Origin of the sequence: Isoptericola nanjingensis (assembly GCF_050311635.1) — a bacterium.
Lineage (GTDB): Bacteria > Actinomycetota > Actinomycetes > Actinomycetales > Cellulomonadaceae > Isoptericola > Isoptericola nanjingensis.
Map to the genome: position 1 here is coordinate 380,791 of NZ_JBNOZL010000005.1, position 16,626 is coordinate 397,416.

The window sequence follows — 16,626 nt, forward strand, 5'->3', positions numbered from 1 at the left end:
TAGGGTCGGGCGCGTGCACCTGGCGCAACAGCTGATCCTGACGCTCCCACCCGACCGCCGAGCCCTGGCCGTGGAGGAGGGGCCCGCCGTCGTCGCCGACGGCGCGGTCCGCGTGCCTGCGGGCACGAGCCAGGGGCTCGCCACCTACTTCTCCGCGTTCCCCGCCTCCTACTGGGTGCGCTGGGCCGGCGCCGGGACCGTACGGCTGGAGGTCGCCGCGGCCGGCGCCGGCACGCTGCGACTCGTCCGCTCGGACGCGCGCGGTGCCGCGTCGGTCGTGGGCTCCGCGCCGGTCGACGACGGCACGGTGACGCTCGACGCCGACGTCGCGGGCATGGCCGACGGCGGCTGGCTGTGGTTCGAGGTGGACGCGGGCGACGCGGACGTCCTGGTCACCGACGCGCGCTGGCTCGTGGACGTCGCGCCGCGGCGGACGGGCGACGTGTGCCTGTCGATCACCACGATGGACAAGCCGGAGTACTGCGTCGCGACGCTGCGCCGGATCGCGTCGTCGGAGGCGCTCCGGGGCGCGGTCGGGACGGTGTTCGTGATCGACCAGGGCACGCGACGCCTGGTCGACCATCCCGACTACCCGGAGGTCGCCGCGGCCCTCGGTGACCAGCTCACGGTCGTCGAGCAGGGCAACCTCGGCGGTTCCGGGGGCTTCTCGCGCGGCATGCTCGAGACGCTGGAGCGCGACGGCGCGGACGCCGTGCTCATCCTCGACGACGACGTCGAGGTGGAGCCGGAGGCGCTGCTCCGCGCGATCCGGTTCCACCGCGCCGCGCGCGAGCCCGTCGTCGTGGGCGGGCACATGCTCGACCTGAACCGCCCCACGGTGCTCAACTCCTTCAGCGAGGTGGTGCACGAGGGGACCTTCAACTGGGGTCCGCCCGAGGCCGACCAGCAGTGGCACGACCTGGCCGCCGCGCCGCTGCGGGACACCCCCTGGCTGCACGCGCGCGGCGAGAGCGACTTCAACGGCTGGTGGATGTGCCTCATCCCCACCGCCGTGCTGCGCGACGTCGGGCTGTCCCTGCCGCTGTTCCTCAAGTGGGACGACGCCGAGTTCGGGCTGCGCGCGCGGGACGCCGGCCACGCCACCGTGTCCTTCCCGGGCGCGGCGCTGTGGCACGTGGCGTGGACGGAGAAGGACGACACCGTCGAGTGGCAGGCGTACGTGCACGTGCGCAACCGGATCGTCGCGGCGCTGCTGCACGCCCGCCGCCCGCGCGGCGGCCTGCTCCTGGCGAACCTGCTCGCCACCGACCTCAAGCTGCTGCTGGGGATGCGGTACTACCCGGTGGACCTGCACGTCCGAGCGCTGCGCGACCTGCTCGCCGGGCCGGGCGACCTGCACGCGGGGCTCGGCGACGTCGTCCCCGCGTCGCGCGCCGTGGGCGCGGCCTATCCCGAGACGACCACGTACCGGCCCGGGGACGCGGTGTTCGACGCCGCGGTCGCGCGGCGCTGGACGGCGCCGGCCCGGCCGAAGCCCACCTCGGCGGTGGCGCTCGTGCGGCTCACGCTGCGCGGCCTGGCGCGCAACCTGCGCCCGGCGCCCGGCGGGATGCCGCGCGGCGCTCTGACCCGCGACCAGGCCACGTGGTGGGAGGTGCCCGAGCACGACTCCGTGCTGGTGCTGGCCGGCGACGGCGCCTCCGGGACCTGGCTGCGCCACGAGCGGCGTCGCGTGTGGCGCCTCGCCGGCGCGACCGTGGTGGCCCACCTGCGCCTCGCGGCGCGGTGGGGCACGGTGTCCCGGCGCTGGCGCGCCGCGGCACCGGCGCTGGCGGCGCCGGAGACGTGGCGCGCGACCTTCGCCCGTTCCGCGGGCGCTCCGCACGACGCGCCGGGCGGGGTCCGGCGCCCCTCCCAGCACCACTAGGATGTGCGGGGTGTCCTCTCCCACCGTCGTCGCGGTCGTCGTGTCGTACAACAGGGCCGCGCTGCTCGGCGCGGCCCTCGACGCGCTGGCCGCCCAGAGCCGGCCGATCGACCGCACGGTCGTGGTCGACAACGCGTCGACCGACGACGCCCTGCAGATCGCGCGGTCCCACCCGAGCGCCCCCGAGGTCGTGGCGCTCCAGCGCAACACCGGCGGCGCGGGCGGCTTCGCCGTCGGCCTCGCGACCGCCGTCGCCGACGGTGCCGCCGGACCTGCCGCCGACCTCGTGTGGCTCATGGACGACGACACGGTCCCCACCGAGACGGCGCTCGAGGCCCTGCTCGGCGCCCGCGACGCCTACGCCGGCGACGTCACCGCGATGGCGAGCCGCGTCGTGTGGACCGACGGGAGCGACCACCCGATGAACACGCCCCGCAGCCGCCCGGGGGCGTCGCCCGCCGAGCTGTCCCGGGCGCGTGCCGCCGGCGCGATGCCGGTGCGGTCGATGTCGTTCGTCTCGATGCTGGTTGACGCGCGCGCCGTGCGGGAGCACGGCCTGCCCGTCAGCGACTTCTTCATCTGGAACGACGACTTCGAGTACTCCACCCGCCTGCTGCGCCGCGGCACCGGGCTGTACGTCCCGGGCAGCGTCGTCGAGCACCGCACCGCCCGGCTGGTCGGCACCGACCACGACCCCGGCCCGCGCTTCTACTACGAGGTGCGCAACAAGATCTGGACGTTCACGCGGTCGTCCGCGCTCGCGCCCTCCGAGCGCCTGCTCTACGGCGGCTCCACGCTGCGCCGCTGGGCGCGCACCGTCGCGCGCTCGTCCGACCGCGGCACCCTGCTCAAGGCCGGCGGCCGCGGGCTGTGGCACGGCGTCGTGCGCCGGCCGCGGGCCGACAGCGAGGTGCTCGCCGGCGTCGGGCCCGCCGCCGCCAGCGTCGCGCGCGTCGAGCGGGGGCACGAGGACGCGCCCGTGCGACCGGCCGACTGCCCGGCGGCGGCGTCCGCCGCGCCGGTCGTCGCCCGCGGCCCCCTCGACGACCACCGGTTCTCGGTGCTGCTGCCCGTGTACGCGGGCGACGACGCCGCGCACCTGGAGCGCAGCTTCCTGTCCGTCACGCGCGACCAGACGCTGCGGCCGGACGAGGTCGTCGTCGTGCGCGACGGGCCCGTCGGCGAGGAGATCGCGGCCGTGCTCGGGCGCCTGCACGAGCTCACCGCCGTGCCCGTCACGCTGGTGCCGCTGGAGAAGAACGTCGGCCTCGCCTGCGCGCTGGAGGCCGGGCTGGAGGCGTGCAAGCACGAGATCGTGGCGCGCGCCGACGCGGACGACATCTCCCGGCCCGAGCGGTTCGCCGCGCAGGTGCCCCTCGTGGCAGCCGGGTGCGACATCGTCGGCTCCGCGATCCAGGAGTTCGACGACGACGAGCACGCGCCCGGCATGGTGCGCGTGCCGCCGACGGGCGACGACATCGCGACCGCCGCGCGGTTCCGCGACCCGTTCAACCACCCGTCGGTCGTGTACCGGCGCTCGGCGGTCGCCGCCGCGGGCGGGTACGAGCACCTGGACCTCATGGAGGACTACCTGCTCTTCGCCCGCATGATCGCGGGCGGCGCGGACGCGCAGAACGTCGTCGAGCCGCTGGTGCTGTACCGCGTCGGCGCCGGGGCCTACGCGCGCCGCGGCGGCCGCCGTCTGCTGGCGTCCGAGCTCGCGCTGCAGCGCACGCTGCACGCCGAGGGCTTCCTCACCGGGCCGCAGATGGTGCGCAACGTCGTGGTGCGCGCCGGCTACCGCGTGGTGCCGGAGCCGGTGCGCAAGGCCGGGTACCGCGCGTACACCCGCCTGCGCGGCGGCTACGAGCCCCACCGACCGACCCCCTGACCAGGAGGAGAGCATGACCGACCTCGTCGTCGTCGGTACCGGGCTGTTCGGCCTGACCGTCGCGGAGCGGATGGCCGAGCAGGGGCGCAAGGTGCTCATGATCGACCGTCGTGACCACCTCGGCGGCAACGCGTACAGCGAGACGGACCCGGACACGGGGATCGAGGTGCACCGGTACGGCGCGCACCTGTTCCACACGTCGAACGAGCGGGTGTGGGAGTACGTCAACCGGTTCACGGCGTTCACGGGCTACGTGCACCGGGTGTACACGACGCGCCGGGGCGAGGTGTTCCCGATGCCGATCAACCTGGGCACGATCAACCAGTTCTTCCGGTCGGCGCACGGCCCCGACGCGGCGCGGGCGCTCATCGCCGAGCAGGCGGCGGAGCTGGGGGACAAGCGGCCGTCGAACCTGGACGAGCAGGGCGTGTCGCTGATCGGGCGGCCGCTGTACGAGGCGTTCATCCAGGGGTACACGGCCAAGCAGTGGCAGACGGACCCGCGGGAGCTGCCGGCGTCGATCATCTCGCGGCTGCCGGTGCGGTACACGTACGACAACCGGTACTTCAACGACACGTACGAGGGTCTGCCCACGGGCGGGTACACGGCGTGGCTGGAGCGGATGGCCGACCACCCGAACATCGAGGTGCGGCTGTCCACCGACTTCTTCGACGCCTCGCAGCCGGTGAGCAAGGGCGCCGTCGTGGGGCAGGTGCCGGTCGTGTACACGGGCCCGGTGGACCGGTACTTCGACGACGCCGAGGGGTCGCTGTCGTGGCGCACCCTGGACTTCGAGCGCGAGGTGCTGCCCGTCGGGGACTTCCAGGGCACGCCGGTGATGAACTACGCCGACACCGAGGTGCCGTACACGCGCATCCTCGAGTTCCGGCACTTCCACCCCGAGCGCGAGTACACGAGCGACAGGACCGTCATCGTGCGCGAGTACTCGCGCTTCGCCGAGCGCGGCGACGAGCCGTACTACCCGGTGAACACGCCCGCGGACCGCGAGCGGCTCAAGCGCTACCGCGAGCTGATGGCCGACGAGCCGGAGGTGCACTTCGGCGGCCGGCTGGGCACGTACCAGTACCTCGACATGCACATGGCCATCGGCTCCGCCCTGTCCATGGTGGACAACAAGCTCACCCCCTGACGCCTGTTCGGCAGTGGGGCACGGCGGGTCGGTCAGACGCGGAGGCCGACGTCGCGCAGCTCGCGCTCGAGGTAGGGCGTCATGGTGCGCGTGTACGTGGCCGTGAGGTGGTGCGTGTCGCGGTACACGTTGACGCCGCCGATGACGGCGGGGCAGGTGTCGTCGCGGCAGTAGAGCGGAGTGAGGTCGACGTACGAGGCGCCGGGCACCTCCTCGGTGGCCTCCTCGAACACCTGCGGGTCGGGGAACGCCTGGTCCTCGGGCAGGTCGCAGCGGGTGGGGTCGGCGGCCAGGCCGCCGTCGAGGCACTGCGACGGCTCCTCGTCGTGCTGCGGGTTGTCCGAGAGGGCGACGACGGGGACACCCCGCTCGGCGACGGGACGCCACGCGGCGGCGAGGTCGGACGCCTGCCGGTCCGGCGTGCCCGAGAGGAACTTGAGGGACCCCGTGGTCACGACCGCGTCCGTCGACCCGGCGTGCCGCTCCAGCCACGTCTCGAGCTTGTCCCGCCACTCCTCGCAGGTGCGGACGCGCTCGCCGTCGGCGTCGACCGGTCCGGTCGTCCAGGCGCACGAGTTCTTCAGGTGAGCGGTGACGCTGACGCGCCCCTCGGCGGCGAGCTGACGGAACGCGGGCAGCAGCGCACGGGCGTGCGAGTCGCCGACCAGGACGACGTGCGGCACGTCGGGGTCGTCGACGGGGCCGAACGTGCAGTCCGCCAGCGCGGTCCCGTCGACGTCGACGAAGCAGTCCCGGGGGCCGGCGACGTCGTCCGCGACGGCGACGGGCGCGGGGACGACGACGTCGTCGAGGGCGGGGTTGTCGCAGGGGTGCTCGGGGTCCATCTCCTCGGCGCCGAAGCACGACGGCGGGTCGGCGACGACCCGGGCGGCGATCGCCGCCTGCTCCTGCGCGCGGTGCTGCGCCACGGCGACGCCGCCCCCCGCGACGAGGGCGAGCGCGGCGGTCGCGGCCGCGGTGACGCCGAGGGCGCGGCGCGGGCGCTGCAGCCCCCAGCGCTCCGTGAAGCGCGCCGGGTCCTCCACCCAGCGCTTGGTCGCCGCGGCCAGCAGCACGACGCCGGCCAGCAGCGTCACCCGCTCGAGCAGGCCCGCCTCGCGCCCCAGCACGAACGGGGCGAGGACGATCGCGGGCCAGTGCCACAGGTACAGCGCGTAGGAGATCTCGCCGGTCTGCTGCACGGGACGCCAGGCGAACAGCGGCGTGGGGGAGAGGCGCCCCGCCGGCGCACCGGCGGCGATGACGGCGACCGTGCCGAGCACGGGCACGAGCGCCGCCGTGCCGGGGAAGGGCGTCGAGTCGGTGTACGCGAGGGCGCAGCCGGCGAGGACGGCCAGGCCGGCCCAGCTCAGCGCGGTGCGCACGCCGTCCGTCGTCGGCCGCAAGCCCGGGCGGGCGAGCCACAGCGCCAGCAGCGCGCCGGCGCCGAACTGCCAGGCGCGGGTCGTGGTGGCGAAGTAGGCGGGGGCGGGGTTCGCCGTCGTCAACCACAGCGAGTACGCGAACGAGGCGGCGGTGGCGGCGCCGAGGAGGAGCGTCGTCGTGCGGCGCAGGGTCCCGGCCTGCCGGGCGGCGACGGCGGTCCCGAGCACGACGAGCAGCGGCCACACGAGGTAGAACTGCTCCTCGGTCGACAGCGACCAGTAGTGCTGGACCGGCGACGGGTCGCCGTCGGCAGCCAGGTAGTCGACCGCGTCGCCGGCCAGCACCCAGTTCTCGACGTAGAGCGTGGCGCCGAGCGTCTCGCGGAACCACTGCTGCCACAGGGACTGCGGCGCGAACAGCAGCGTCGCGACGACGGTCGCGGCGAGGACGACGTAGGCGGCTGGCAGCAGGCGGCGCGCCCGGCGCGCCCAGAACCGCGCCAGCCGGACCCGGCCCGTGGACTCCGCCTCGCGCAGCAGATGGCCCGTGATGAGGAAGCCGGAGATGACGAAGAAGACGTCGACGCCCACGTAGCCGCCCGGCAGCCGGCCCGGCCAGAAGTGGTAGAGCACGACCAGGGCCACGGCCAGCGCGCGCAGCGCCTGGATCTCCGGGCGGAAGGTCCGCGGCGGGCGGCGGGCGCCGCCGTCCGGGGCGGCGGGCGTGCCGGACGTGCGGTCGCGGACGAGCGTCGTCATGCGGAGGGTTCACCGTGGAGATCGGGAGCGGAGGGCCGGTCAGGCTAACCATGAACCCGCTGCCCAGGGCAAACCGGCTCGCGCTCGTGACCGCCGGCTCACGGCCCGACGCGCCCACCCGGTCCGGCGGGTCAGGAAGCGGGGGCCCGCACCTCGCGCAGGGACGGTCCTGCGACGGGGGAGGCCGCGGCGAGCGCCGCGAGCTCGTGCGCCGCACGGAGGCGATGACGCAGCTCCGGCGTCGCGCGGTCGGTCCACCAGGCGTCGGGCACCGCGTGCGGAACGACGGCCACGCCGCGCGGCACGAGCAGCCGCGAGAGCGTGAGGGCGGCGGCGGAGGGCAGCGTGACCACGCGCTGGCCGGGACGCAGGCCGCGCAGCCGGATCTCCACCGGCGCTCCGGGTGCGTCCACCTCGATCCCTGGCGCCTGCTCGAGGAGTGCCGAGATCCGCGGGTCGTGGCGACGGTGCGGCACGTACCGGACGGGTCCGTCGGCGGCGACGCCGCGCACCCAGGCCACGTACCGGTCGGGGTGCAGCAACCCGTCCGCCGCCAGCGCCGACCCGAGCACCACCGTCGGCTCCGCCGGCGCGTCGGCCGCGGGCCGGCCCCGCAGCCACCCGAAGGCGTGCTCGAGCACGTCGATGCCCAGCAGGCGCAGCCAGGCGCGCAGGTCCGGGTCGAGCGGGAGGGCGGTGCTCAGGCTCAGCCCGCCGTCCTCGGCGACGCGACGCATCCGGAGCGCCGCCAGCGCGCCGAGCCCGAAGCGCAGCGACCCGGGCGGGGCGCCGATCCGCACCAGCGAGCTGCCCGACGTCAGGCGGTGGGCGAGGTCGAGGATGCCGAGCCCGTCGTCCACGACGATGATCCGCTGCGGCGGCCGCAGCGCCCGGACCAGCGCGGACTGGAACGTGCCGGCGAACGGGTCCCCGACCACCACGACGTCGTGCGGCAGGCGCCGCGGCGCGGGTGCCAGGTCGACGTCCAGGCCGGGGGGCAGGCCGAGGGCGCGCACGGCGTCCACGTCGCCGGTGAGGGCGGGCACGTCGGCGCGCGCCAGCACCCGAGTACGTGCGCCTGCGTGCCCGGCGGCGTGGGCCTCGACGGCGGACAGCAGCTGGAGCGGGGACTCGACGAACGCGGTCACGTCTCCACTGTCACCGGGGCGGGCGACGTGCAGGGGACGTCGGCGTGGCCGGGGGATGAACGCTCGGTGGTCGTGCGGGGACCGCCCCGTGGCCGTCCGACGTTTCCTGAGGTTCGATGGACGCATGTCCGGACGGAGCGTGCGAGACCGGTTCGTGGCCGCGCTGCGCCGGGGCGGACGTTCGGGGACGGACCGAGCCGGGCACGACGAGGACACCGCCGCGCTGCGCGCGGAGCTGGACGCGCGCCGTGCCGAGGTGCGCCGGCTGCGCAGGCGGGTCCGCGAGCTGGAGGCGGGCCTGCTCGACGACCTGCCCGATCAGGTCGGTGCCGTCGCGCGCGCGGTGCGCGCCGAGCACCTGACCCTGCTCGGCGCCCGCCCGCTGCACGACCTCGCGCAGGCCGTGCTCGAGGCCGAGGCGCGGGACCTGCCCGGCGTGCTGCTGGAGTGCGGCACGGCCCGCGGGGGGTCGGCCATCGTGATGGCGGAGGCCAAGGCGCCGGGGCGCCGGCTCTTCGTCCACGACGTCTTCGGCCTCATCCCGCCGCCCACGCAGGAGGACGGCGAGGACGTCCACGCCCGGTACGCCACGATCGTCGAGGGTCGCGCGAAGGGTCGTGGCGGGGAGACCTACTACGGCTACCGCGACGACCTGTACAGCGAGGTGCGGGACTCGTTCGCCCGGCACGGCCTGCCCGTCGACAGCTCGGGCGTGACGCTGGTCCGGGGGCTGTTCGAGGACACCCTGACCGGCGACGAGCCGGTCGCCGTCGCGCACCTGGACGGCGACTGGTACGCGTCGACACGCACCTGCCTGGAGCGCGTGGTGCCCCGCCTCGTCCCCTCGGGCAGGCTCGTCGTCGACGACTACTTCGCCTGGTCGGGGTGCCGCAAGGCGGTCGACGAGTTCCTCGCCCGCGAGGGCACGAGGTACGGGCTGGTGCGCGAGATGCACGCGCGCCTCCACCTGGTGCGCACCGTGTGAGTCAGCGCCGTGCGGTGTCGAAGGTCTTCTCGAGGCCGGACCGGACGCCCTGGCGCAGGCGGTCGTGCACGCGGTTCTCCACGAGGTGGTGCAGCACCGCCGCGAGGGCCAGGGAGAGCGCGGTCGCGATCCCCAGCACCACCCAGCGGGACGCGTCGTCGTGGAGCACGTCGATCACGGCGAACCCGAACTGGCCGTGCACCAGGTACAGCGGGTAGGTGAGCGCGCCGAGCGTCGAGAGCACCCGCCAGTCGACGTGCCGCAGCGGCCCTGCGCTGAGCGCCCAGACGAGCCCCACCATCGCGATCACCGCGGCGGCGCAGACGACCGCCGAGACGGGCGCGCCCACCAGCTCGGAGGCCCGGCCGGCGTAGTGGTACGCCTGGCGCACGCACAGCACGCTCGTCAGGGCGATGGCGAGCCACACCGCGAGGTCGCCGCCGTCGCGGTAGACGAGGAAGAGCAGCATGCCCACGGCGAAGTAGGGCGCGTAGGACGGGATCAGCACCGTGTTCAGCAGGTCGGCGTCGTTCGCCCTGGCGAGCTGCGCGACGAGCGGCCACAGGACCGCGAGGGCGATCACCCGGCGCCGGGTGATCCCCACGAGGATGAACGCCCCCACGATCAGGTAGAAGAGCATCTCGAACCAGAGGGTCCAGAACGGGCCCTGCACGTCGGTGGCGTCCCAGGCGTTCTGGATCATCGTGAGGTTGAGCAGCGAGTCCACCGCCGAGGCGTCCCGCCCGTCGTGCCACACGAGGTGCAGCATCACCGTCAGCACGACGGCGGCCCAGTAGGCGGGGAACAGGCGTGCGACGCGCGACGCGGCGAAGGTGGTGACCGGTCGGCCGTACGCCGTCATCAGGATGACGAACCCGCTGATCATGAAGAACAGCTGGACGCCGAGGAACCCGTACCGGGTGACCTGGTTGAGCCCGGGGAAGACGTCGGCCGGCGCGGCACCCCAGTGCGGCATGCCGATCCCCGTGTAGTGGTAGCCGAGCACGAGGAGCGCGGCCAGGAACCGCAGCCCGTCCAGCCCGCGGAGGCGTGGTCGGGGCCCCACCCGGGCGGGGGCGGAGCTCCCGACGGACGGCGCGGACGTGGTCGTCGGGGAGATCATGGGCGGCGACGATACCCGGTCGGGTGTCCGGGGCGATCATCGCGGACGGGCTCGGACGAGAGCCCGTCCGCGAGCCGGTGGCGCGCGGTTACCGAGCGGCAGGGGACGCGGGCCTGGCCGCGCGCTCGTGCCACAGGTCCTGGCGCGCGACGTAGGCCTCGTCCCACGGCTTGACGGGGTCGGCCCAGTGCACGAGCCGCGCCGGGGCGTCCGGCAGGTCGCGCGTCGGCACGTGGTCCCAGGCCGCGTCGAGCTCGGTGCGGTGCGGGCCGACGTACAGGTGCAGGGCCTCGCGCGCGTCGATCCGGAACTCCCGCATGACGGCGAGCGACTCCGCCGCGTACCCGTCCGCCCGCAGGCGCGCCAGGTCGAGCACCATGACCCCCGTGTCGAACGCGTTGAAGTCGAACACGTGCCGGGCGTGGATGCGGCGGTAGAAGTCGTAGGCCGTCGCCGGTGCGTCGTCCAGGCGGCGGGCCGCCCGGTACAGCAGGCCGAAGCCGCTCGGGTCGGCGTGCGAGGTGTGCCTGGCCGCGACGGCCGTGGAGCCCAGGTCGGCGGCGGCGAGCTCCGCGACGTCGCCCAGCACGACGGCGTCGACGGGCAGCACCACGGCGCGGTCCACGCCGGGCAGCAGGTGCGGCAGCAGCACGTGGTGCGCCCGCTGCGACGTCGTCAGCCCGAGCGTCTCGAGGTCGAGCGTCGAGGTCGGTAGCCGGTGCACGGAGGTGCGCGCGGAGAGCTCGGGCAGGCTGAGCCGGCCGACGCCCGGTCCCACGAGCCAGACGCGCAGCGGCACGGACGCCGACGCGTCGAGCGCTCGCACGGCCTCGCCCACGTGGGGGAGCTGGCTGTGCCGGGGCAGGAGGACCACGTCGACGGCGCCCTCCACGGCAGGGGCCGTGACCGCGGTGGGAGCGGCCACCTCCGCCGGACCGACGGGGAGCGCCGGCAGCGGCGTCGTCGCGACGTGCCGAGCGCGGGCGGCCTCCACCTCGGGGGCGACGGTCTCGCGCCACAGCGCGTACACGGCCTCGGGGTCGCGGCCCTCGAAGACGGCCGTGAGAACCGGTTCGAGCCGCGCGATCATGCCGGTGCGGATGGCCTCGAAGCCGTCGTGGTCGAGCGGGTGCAGCCCGCTGAAGCGCACGTCGGCGAAGTTCGCGGGCTGGAAGTCGACGTCCAGCCCCAGCGACGTCGTGGGCAGGTAGCAGTGCAGCCGCTTCGTCACGACGTGGGTGAACGACGTGCGGTACCACTCGAGCAGCCGCACCGCCTCGCGCATGTTCTCCACGAAGGTGCGGTCCTTCACCTCGCGGTAGCTCTGCTTGACGTTGTCCTGCCCGTCCGGCACGGGCTCGCGCACGGCGTCCACGTAGACGGTGGCGGGCGCGGGACGCTGCTCGAGCTCGGGGAAGACCGTGCTGACGGTGGTCGTGAGGCAGCCGGAGAAGAACGCGGGGACGTCGAGCGACAGCAGCAGGTCGACCGTGGTCCAGTCGCGGCAGCCCACCGGGCCGTGGGCGCGCAGGTAGTCGAGCACCTCCGGGGTCAGCAGACCGCGCTTGTTGCAGTGGAACGAGACGAAGAGCGGCCGGAGGTTCTCGTGCATCGGGAAGTCCCAGACGCCGGTGCCCGCCAGGTCGTGGGAGTGCCAGCCGAACTCGAGCAGCCAGGTGCCCTCCGGGAACGACTGGAACGACGACCCGTCGCGGTCCACGCGGTAGAGCTCGACGTCGGTGGCCTCGCCGTCGAGGCGCAGCCCGGGTCGCACCCGCTCCTGCATCTCCTGGGCGAAGCCGACCAGCTCTGCGTCGCCGTGGAAGCGCAGGTTCTGCCGGCGCACGACGTGCCCGAGGGACGACAGCGTCTGCACGTGGTCGCCGATGTTCTGCGACGACTTCCCCTTGCCCGGCTGCACGTAGTCCATGACCGCGAAGGGCACGCGGGCGCCGGGCGCCGGGGCGGTGGTGTGGCGCTCTGCCCCGCGCCAGCGCTCGAGCCACTCGACCTCGGCGGCGCCCCCGGGCCACTGCTTCTCGTTCCCGCGGTACGCCGCGACGAACCGGTCGTGCACGGCGTGCCGCAGGGTGTCGTCGCCGTGCGCGAAGACGTAGCGCAGCGCGGTGTGCCAGGTCCGGGCGGCGGGTGCCGGCGACGCGCCGTCGAGCCAGGACCGCACGAGCGCGAGGCCGCGCTGCGGGTCCACGCGGAAGAGCGACTCGACGTAGGGCACGGGCGCGACAGCCAGGGCGTCGTCGCCCGCGCGGTCGAAGAGGTCCAGCGCTCGCTCGTGCAGGTGGCGGCGGTGCGCCACGAGGCCGCCCGCGACGAGCGCGTCGGCGCCGGGAGCCGGCGTGGCCAGGGCCTCGTCGACACGCGACTGCGCGCCCTTCTGGTCCTTGGCGTGCAGGAGGCCGCGGACCTCGTGCACCACGGGGTGCGTCCGGGCAAGGACCTCCGGACCGGAGGGTTCCGGACGTCCGAGCGCGGCGCGCAGCGCGCGGCGGGCGCCGCGCAGCAGGGTGGCAGGGTGCAGCGGGCGAGAGGGCATCAGAGCTTCCGGTTCGGTGTCGACGGGGCCGGCCGATATTACATCGGACGACTCGGATTTGCGGGGGCCTCGGCTCGCCCGTCCACCCCTCGGGCGACCCCCGTGTCCGGGAGGGTGCCGCGTGCGGGACCGGGCGAACCTCAGACCCTACGATGGGCCGGTGCCCCACAGCCACGGACCGACGACGACCCGCCTGCCCGACGGGGCGTACGCCGCCGCGACCTGGTCGATCCCCGCCGACTTCGGCGGGATGACGTCGGCCCTGCTCCGGCGCTCCCGGGCGTTCGTGGACCAGGGCGGGGTGCCGGTGCGGGTGCTCACCTTCGACCCGGCCCTCGACGTCGACAAGGCCCGTGCCGCCCTCGAGGAGCGTGGCCAGCTCGTGCCGGGAGTCACGCTGCACAACCTGTGGGCCGACGTCCGCGCGATGCCGGACGAGAAGGTCGGGGCGCGCGCCGGCGCCGCTCCGCGGGACCTCCCGCGCGGGGCTCCGGGGGAGCGGGTGCGCCTGGAGAAGGACGGGGAGTCCACGCGGCACCTGCACTTCCGGCCGGACGGCTCCCTCGCCGCCGCGGACGAGAGCACCCCGGCCGGTCGCGAGGTGCGGTTCTACACCAGCGACGGGCGCCCGGGGCGCCGGTGGTCCACCGTGTGGGCGCTGTACCGGCACTGGGTCGGCACCGTGCTGTCCGAGCGGCCGACGTACCTCGTGGTCGACTCGAAGGCGCTGACCAAGTTCTTCGCCGGCCTGCACATCAAGGGGATCTACACGCTGCACCTGGTGCACGGGGCGCACCTGGCCGCCGCGGCCGAGGACGCGCACGGGCCGCTCGCGGGGACGCGCGCCCCGATGATCGAGCACGTGGGCGACTACGACGCCGTGGTGCTCCTCACGGAGGGCCAGCGGCGCGACGTCCACGACCGGGTCGGCGTGCGGGACAACACGTACGTGGTGCCGAACAGCACCGACCTGCCCGACGGCGCGATGCCCGTGCACGCCGACCGCTACCGCGGGGTGATGCTCGCCAGCCTCAGCCGCCGGAAGCGGGTCGGCCACGCGATCGCCGGGCTGCGCCGGGCGAAGGTCCGCAGCGGCCTGCCGCTCACCCTCGACGTCTACGGCGACGGGCCGGAGCGGGCCCGCCTCGAGCCCCGTGCGGCGAAGGTCCCTGGCGTGACGCTGCACGGGTACGTCCCGGGCGCGGCGGACCGGCTGGCCGACGCCTCGTTCCTGCTGCTGACCAGCAGGGCGGAAGGGCTGCCGCTGGTGTTCGCTGAGGCGATGGCGCGCGGGTGCGTGCCGATCGCGTTCGACGTCCGCTACGGCCCCGCCGACATCATCACCGACGGCGTCGACGGCTTCCTCGTGCCGGACGGCGACGTCGACGCGCTCGCGGCGGCGATCGTGCGCTTCGTGTCGCTCGACGACGACGCCGTGCGCCGCATGCGCGAGGCCGCGGTCGCGACCGCCCAGCGGTACTCCGACGGGGCGGTCGTCGGACGGTGGGCGGAGGTCTTCGCGGACGTCGCCCGTCGTCGACCGGTGTCTCCGCGGGCCGCCGCCCGGCCGGCCGGCGCGGAGCCCTGGCGATCCTCGCTGTCCCGGGCCGCGCGGAGGGTGGCCGGTATGCTGCGACGCGCCGGTCGCTGACCGGACCAGACCGTCATCCACCCTGAGATCCACCCTGAGGAGGGGCCTTGACCGCCACACCCCGCGGCGCCACGTGGCGCCGCCGGATCCGGTCCCTGGGGGGCAAGGCGATCCGTCGGCTCGGGCTGCTGCCCGGCGGCATGCCGGACGGGCTGGGCGAGGACCAGGAGCTCCTCGGCACCTCGTGGCCGTACGAGGTGCTCGTGTACTTCGCCGACACCCCCGACGCGCTCTACCAGATCGAGCAGTGGTACGACACGTTCCGCGCGCTGCACGCCGAGCACCCCGTGGTCGTCGTGACCCAGGACTCCCGCACCGCGCGGGCGATCCGCCGCGACAGCGGGCTGGACGTGCGCACCGTGGCGCACTACACGACCCTCGACGACGTCCTCGGCCGGTCGCCGACGAAGCTCGCCCTGTACGTCAACCACAACCCGCAGAACTTCACCTGCCTGCGCTTCGGGCAGCTCGTGCACGCGTCGCTGATGCACGGGGACAGCGACAAGCTCGTCACGGTGTCGAACCAGACCAAGGCGTACGACTTCTCCTTCGTCGCCGGGCAGGCCGCCGTCGAGCGCATGGCGCGGTTCAGCACCCTGTACGACGCGCACGCGCGGTGCGTGCCGGTGGGCCGCCCGCAGCTCGACGACCAGCTGCGCCTGCGCGCGCGGACGCCCCGCGGGCCCCTGCCCACCGTCCTGTACGCCCCCACGTGGGAGGGCGGCCAGCCGTCCGCGGAGTACGGCACGGTGGCCACGCACGGGCTCACGATCGTGCGCGCCCTCGTGGATTCGGGCCGCTACCGCGTGCTCTACCGCCCGCACCCGCTCACCGGCGTCCGCGTCGCGGCGTACGGCGAGGCCGACAAGGCGATCCGGGAGTACCTCGCGGCGGCGCCCGCGCCCGCCGAGGGCCCCGCCCACGGCACCGACACCCACGGCGACGTCGCCCCGGCGTTCGCGGCGGCCGACCTCCTGGTCTGCGACGTCTCCGGCGTGGCGATGGACTGGCTCGCCACCGGCGAGCCGATCGTCGTGACCCGGCCGGTCGGTGACGTGATCATTGCGGCGAGCCCGCTGCTGGAGCTCGCGCCGTCGCTGCCCGTCGCCGCCCTCGGCGACGTGCTGGCCACGGTGGACCGCGAGCTCACCGAGGACCCGACGCGCGACCGGCGCCACGCGCTGCGCGAGCACTACCTCGGTGACACCGCCCCCGGCGCGTCCACGCAGCGGTTCGTCGCCGCGTGCGAGCGCCTCATGGAGATCCGCGACCGCGAGGTCGCCCGGGTCGACGCCCACGGCGCGCCGAGCGCCGCACCGACAGGTAACGAGAGAGGAACGCGATGAGTATCCAGACAGTGATCCTGGCGGCGGGCATGGGGACCCGCCTCGGCCGGCCGCACCCCAAGCCGCTGACGGAGCTGCGCGACGGTCGTACGATCCTCGCCCAGCAGCTCGGCAACCTCCGCTCCGTCTACGGCCGTGAGGCCGAGGTGCTGATCGTCGTCGGCTTCAAGCTCGAGATGATCCTCGAGGCCGCGCCGAACGTCGCGTTCACCTACAACGAGGTCTACGACCAGACGAACACGTCCAAGAGCCTCCTCCGCGCGCTCCGGGTCACCGGGGACCGCGGCGTGCTCTGGCTGAACGGCGACGTCGTCTTCCACCCGGACGTGCTGCGCCGCGTGCAGCCCCTCATCGACGAGGGCCGGTCGTTCGTGTGCGTCAACACGTCCTCCGTCGGTGACGAGGAGGTCAAGTACACCGTCGACGACGACGGTTACATCAACGAGCTGTCGAAGAAGGTCGGCGCCGGGGCGCTCGGCGAGGCCGTGGGGATCAACTACGTCGCGGCCCAGGACAAGGCGAAGCTGCTGCAGCGTCTCGACGAGGTCGACGACCAGGAGTACTTCGAGGGCGGCCTCGAGCTCGCCATCGCGCACGACGGCGTGAAGGTGCTGCCGGTGGACATCTCCGACCTGTACGCGGTCGAGGTGGACTTCGCCGAGGACCTGGAGCGGGCGAACCAGGAGCTCTGAGCACCTGCCGAGATAGAGAGGCTCCTCGCCGAGAGAGAGGGGACGGACCGATCC

At 74.5% G+C, this 16,626-nt stretch carries 11 protein-coding genes; 7 read left to right on the plus strand and 4 right to left on the minus strand.

What is annotated here, in order from left to right; genetic code table 11:
* Nucleotides 1-13: 13 nt before the first annotated feature.
* From ACQP6G_RS12335 to glf, 3 genes are read left to right on the plus strand one after another with little or no spacing between them, the layout of a single operon-like run.
* Nucleotides 14-1,888 (plus strand): glycosyltransferase, encoded by a 1,875-nt coding sequence (locus tag ACQP6G_RS12335; RefSeq protein WP_429764607.1) that lies wholly within the window; start codon nt 14-16, stop codon nt 1,886-1,888.
* A 10-nt stretch (nt 1,889-1,898) separates the two neighbouring features.
* Nucleotides 1,899-3,779 carry a glycosyltransferase gene (locus ACQP6G_RS12340; protein ID WP_429764608.1) on the plus strand — a complete coding sequence of 627 codons (1,881 nt, stop codon included), beginning with the start codon at nt 1,899-1,901 and terminating at the stop codon, nt 3,777-3,779.
* A 13-nt stretch (nt 3,780-3,792) separates the two neighbouring features.
* Nucleotides 3,793-4,929 (plus strand): UDP-galactopyranose mutase, encoded by a 1,137-nt coding sequence (gene glf, locus ACQP6G_RS12345; RefSeq protein WP_429764609.1) that lies wholly within the window; start codon nt 3,793-3,795, stop codon nt 4,927-4,929.
* Nucleotides 4,930-4,961: 32 nt separating this feature from the next.
* Here glf and ACQP6G_RS12350 read toward each other — a convergent pair whose 3' ends face one another.
* Both ACQP6G_RS12350 and ACQP6G_RS12355 read right to left on the minus strand, forming a co-directional pair.
* On the minus strand, nt 4,962-7,073 hold the full coding sequence (locus ACQP6G_RS12350) for an acyltransferase family protein (RefSeq protein ID WP_429764610.1): 2,112 nt from the start codon (nt 7,071-7,073) through the stop codon (nt 4,962-4,964).
* Nucleotides 7,074-7,204: 131 nt separating this feature from the next.
* A complete protein-coding gene (locus tag ACQP6G_RS12355) occupies nt 7,205-8,221 on the minus strand; it encodes a hypothetical protein (protein WP_429764611.1) in 1,017 nt (338 codons plus the stop codon).
* Nucleotides 8,222-8,345: 124 nt separating this feature from the next.
* On the opposite strand from ACQP6G_RS12355, the gene ACQP6G_RS12360 reads away from it, so the two are divergent.
* Entirely contained in the window at nt 8,346-9,206 is an 861-nt protein-coding gene (locus tag ACQP6G_RS12360) for a TylF/MycF/NovP-related O-methyltransferase (RefSeq protein WP_429764612.1), read from the plus strand.
* Between the two features lies 1 nt (nt 9,207).
* On the opposite strand, the gene ACQP6G_RS12365 is transcribed toward ACQP6G_RS12360, so the two are convergent.
* Nucleotides 9,208-10,329 (minus strand): acyltransferase family protein, encoded by a 1,122-nt coding sequence (locus tag ACQP6G_RS12365; protein ID WP_429764613.1) that lies wholly within the window; start codon nt 10,327-10,329, stop codon nt 9,208-9,210.
* Between the two features lie 88 nt (nt 10,330-10,417).
* A complete protein-coding gene (locus ACQP6G_RS12370) occupies nt 10,418-12,883 on the minus strand; it encodes a glycosyltransferase (protein ID WP_429764614.1) in 2,466 nt (821 codons plus the stop codon).
* Between the two features lie 160 nt (nt 12,884-13,043).
* On the opposite strand from ACQP6G_RS12370, the gene ACQP6G_RS12375 reads away from it, so the two are divergent.
* From ACQP6G_RS12375 to ACQP6G_RS12385, 3 genes are read left to right on the plus strand one after another with little or no spacing between them, the layout of a single operon-like run.
* Nucleotides 13,044-14,534: a glycosyltransferase gene (locus ACQP6G_RS12375; RefSeq protein ID WP_429764615.1), complete on the plus strand. Its 1,491-nt coding sequence runs from the start codon at nt 13,044-13,046 to the stop codon at nt 14,532-14,534.
* Nucleotides 14,535-14,581: 47 nt separating this feature from the next.
* Entirely contained in the window at nt 14,582-15,880 is a 1,299-nt protein-coding gene (locus ACQP6G_RS12380; RefSeq protein ID WP_429764616.1) for a CDP-glycerol glycerophosphotransferase family protein, read from the plus strand.
* Nucleotides 15,877-16,572 carry a phosphocholine cytidylyltransferase family protein gene (locus ACQP6G_RS12385; protein ID WP_429764617.1) on the plus strand — a complete coding sequence of 232 codons (696 nt, stop codon included), beginning with the start codon at nt 15,877-15,879 and terminating at the stop codon, nt 16,570-16,572. The genes ACQP6G_RS12380 and ACQP6G_RS12385 overlap by 4 nt, the downstream gene beginning before the upstream one ends.
* The last annotated feature ends 54 nt before the right edge of the window (nt 16,573-16,626 follow it).

Coding starts and splice junctions, on each gene's coding strand:
- ACQP6G_RS12360 (WP_429764612.1), top strand. CDS start 8,346: ATGTCCGGACGGAGCGTGCGAGACCGGTTCGTGGCCGCGCTGCGCCGG.
- ACQP6G_RS12365 (WP_429764613.1), bottom strand. CDS start 10,329: ATGATCTCCCCGACGACCACGTCCGCGCCGTCCGTCGGGAGCTCCGCC.
- ACQP6G_RS12350 (WP_429764610.1), bottom strand. CDS start 7,073: ATGACGACGCTCGTCCGCGACCGCACGTCCGGCACGCCCGCCGCCCCG.
- ACQP6G_RS12370 (WP_429764614.1), bottom strand. CDS start 12,883: ATGCCCTCTCGCCCGCTGCACCCTGCCACCCTGCTGCGCGGCGCCCGC.
- ACQP6G_RS12385 (WP_429764617.1), top strand. CDS start 15,877: ATGAGTATCCAGACAGTGATCCTGGCGGCGGGCATGGGGACCCGCCTC.
- glf (WP_429764609.1), top strand. CDS start 3,793: ATGACCGACCTCGTCGTCGTCGGTACCGGGCTGTTCGGCCTGACCGTC.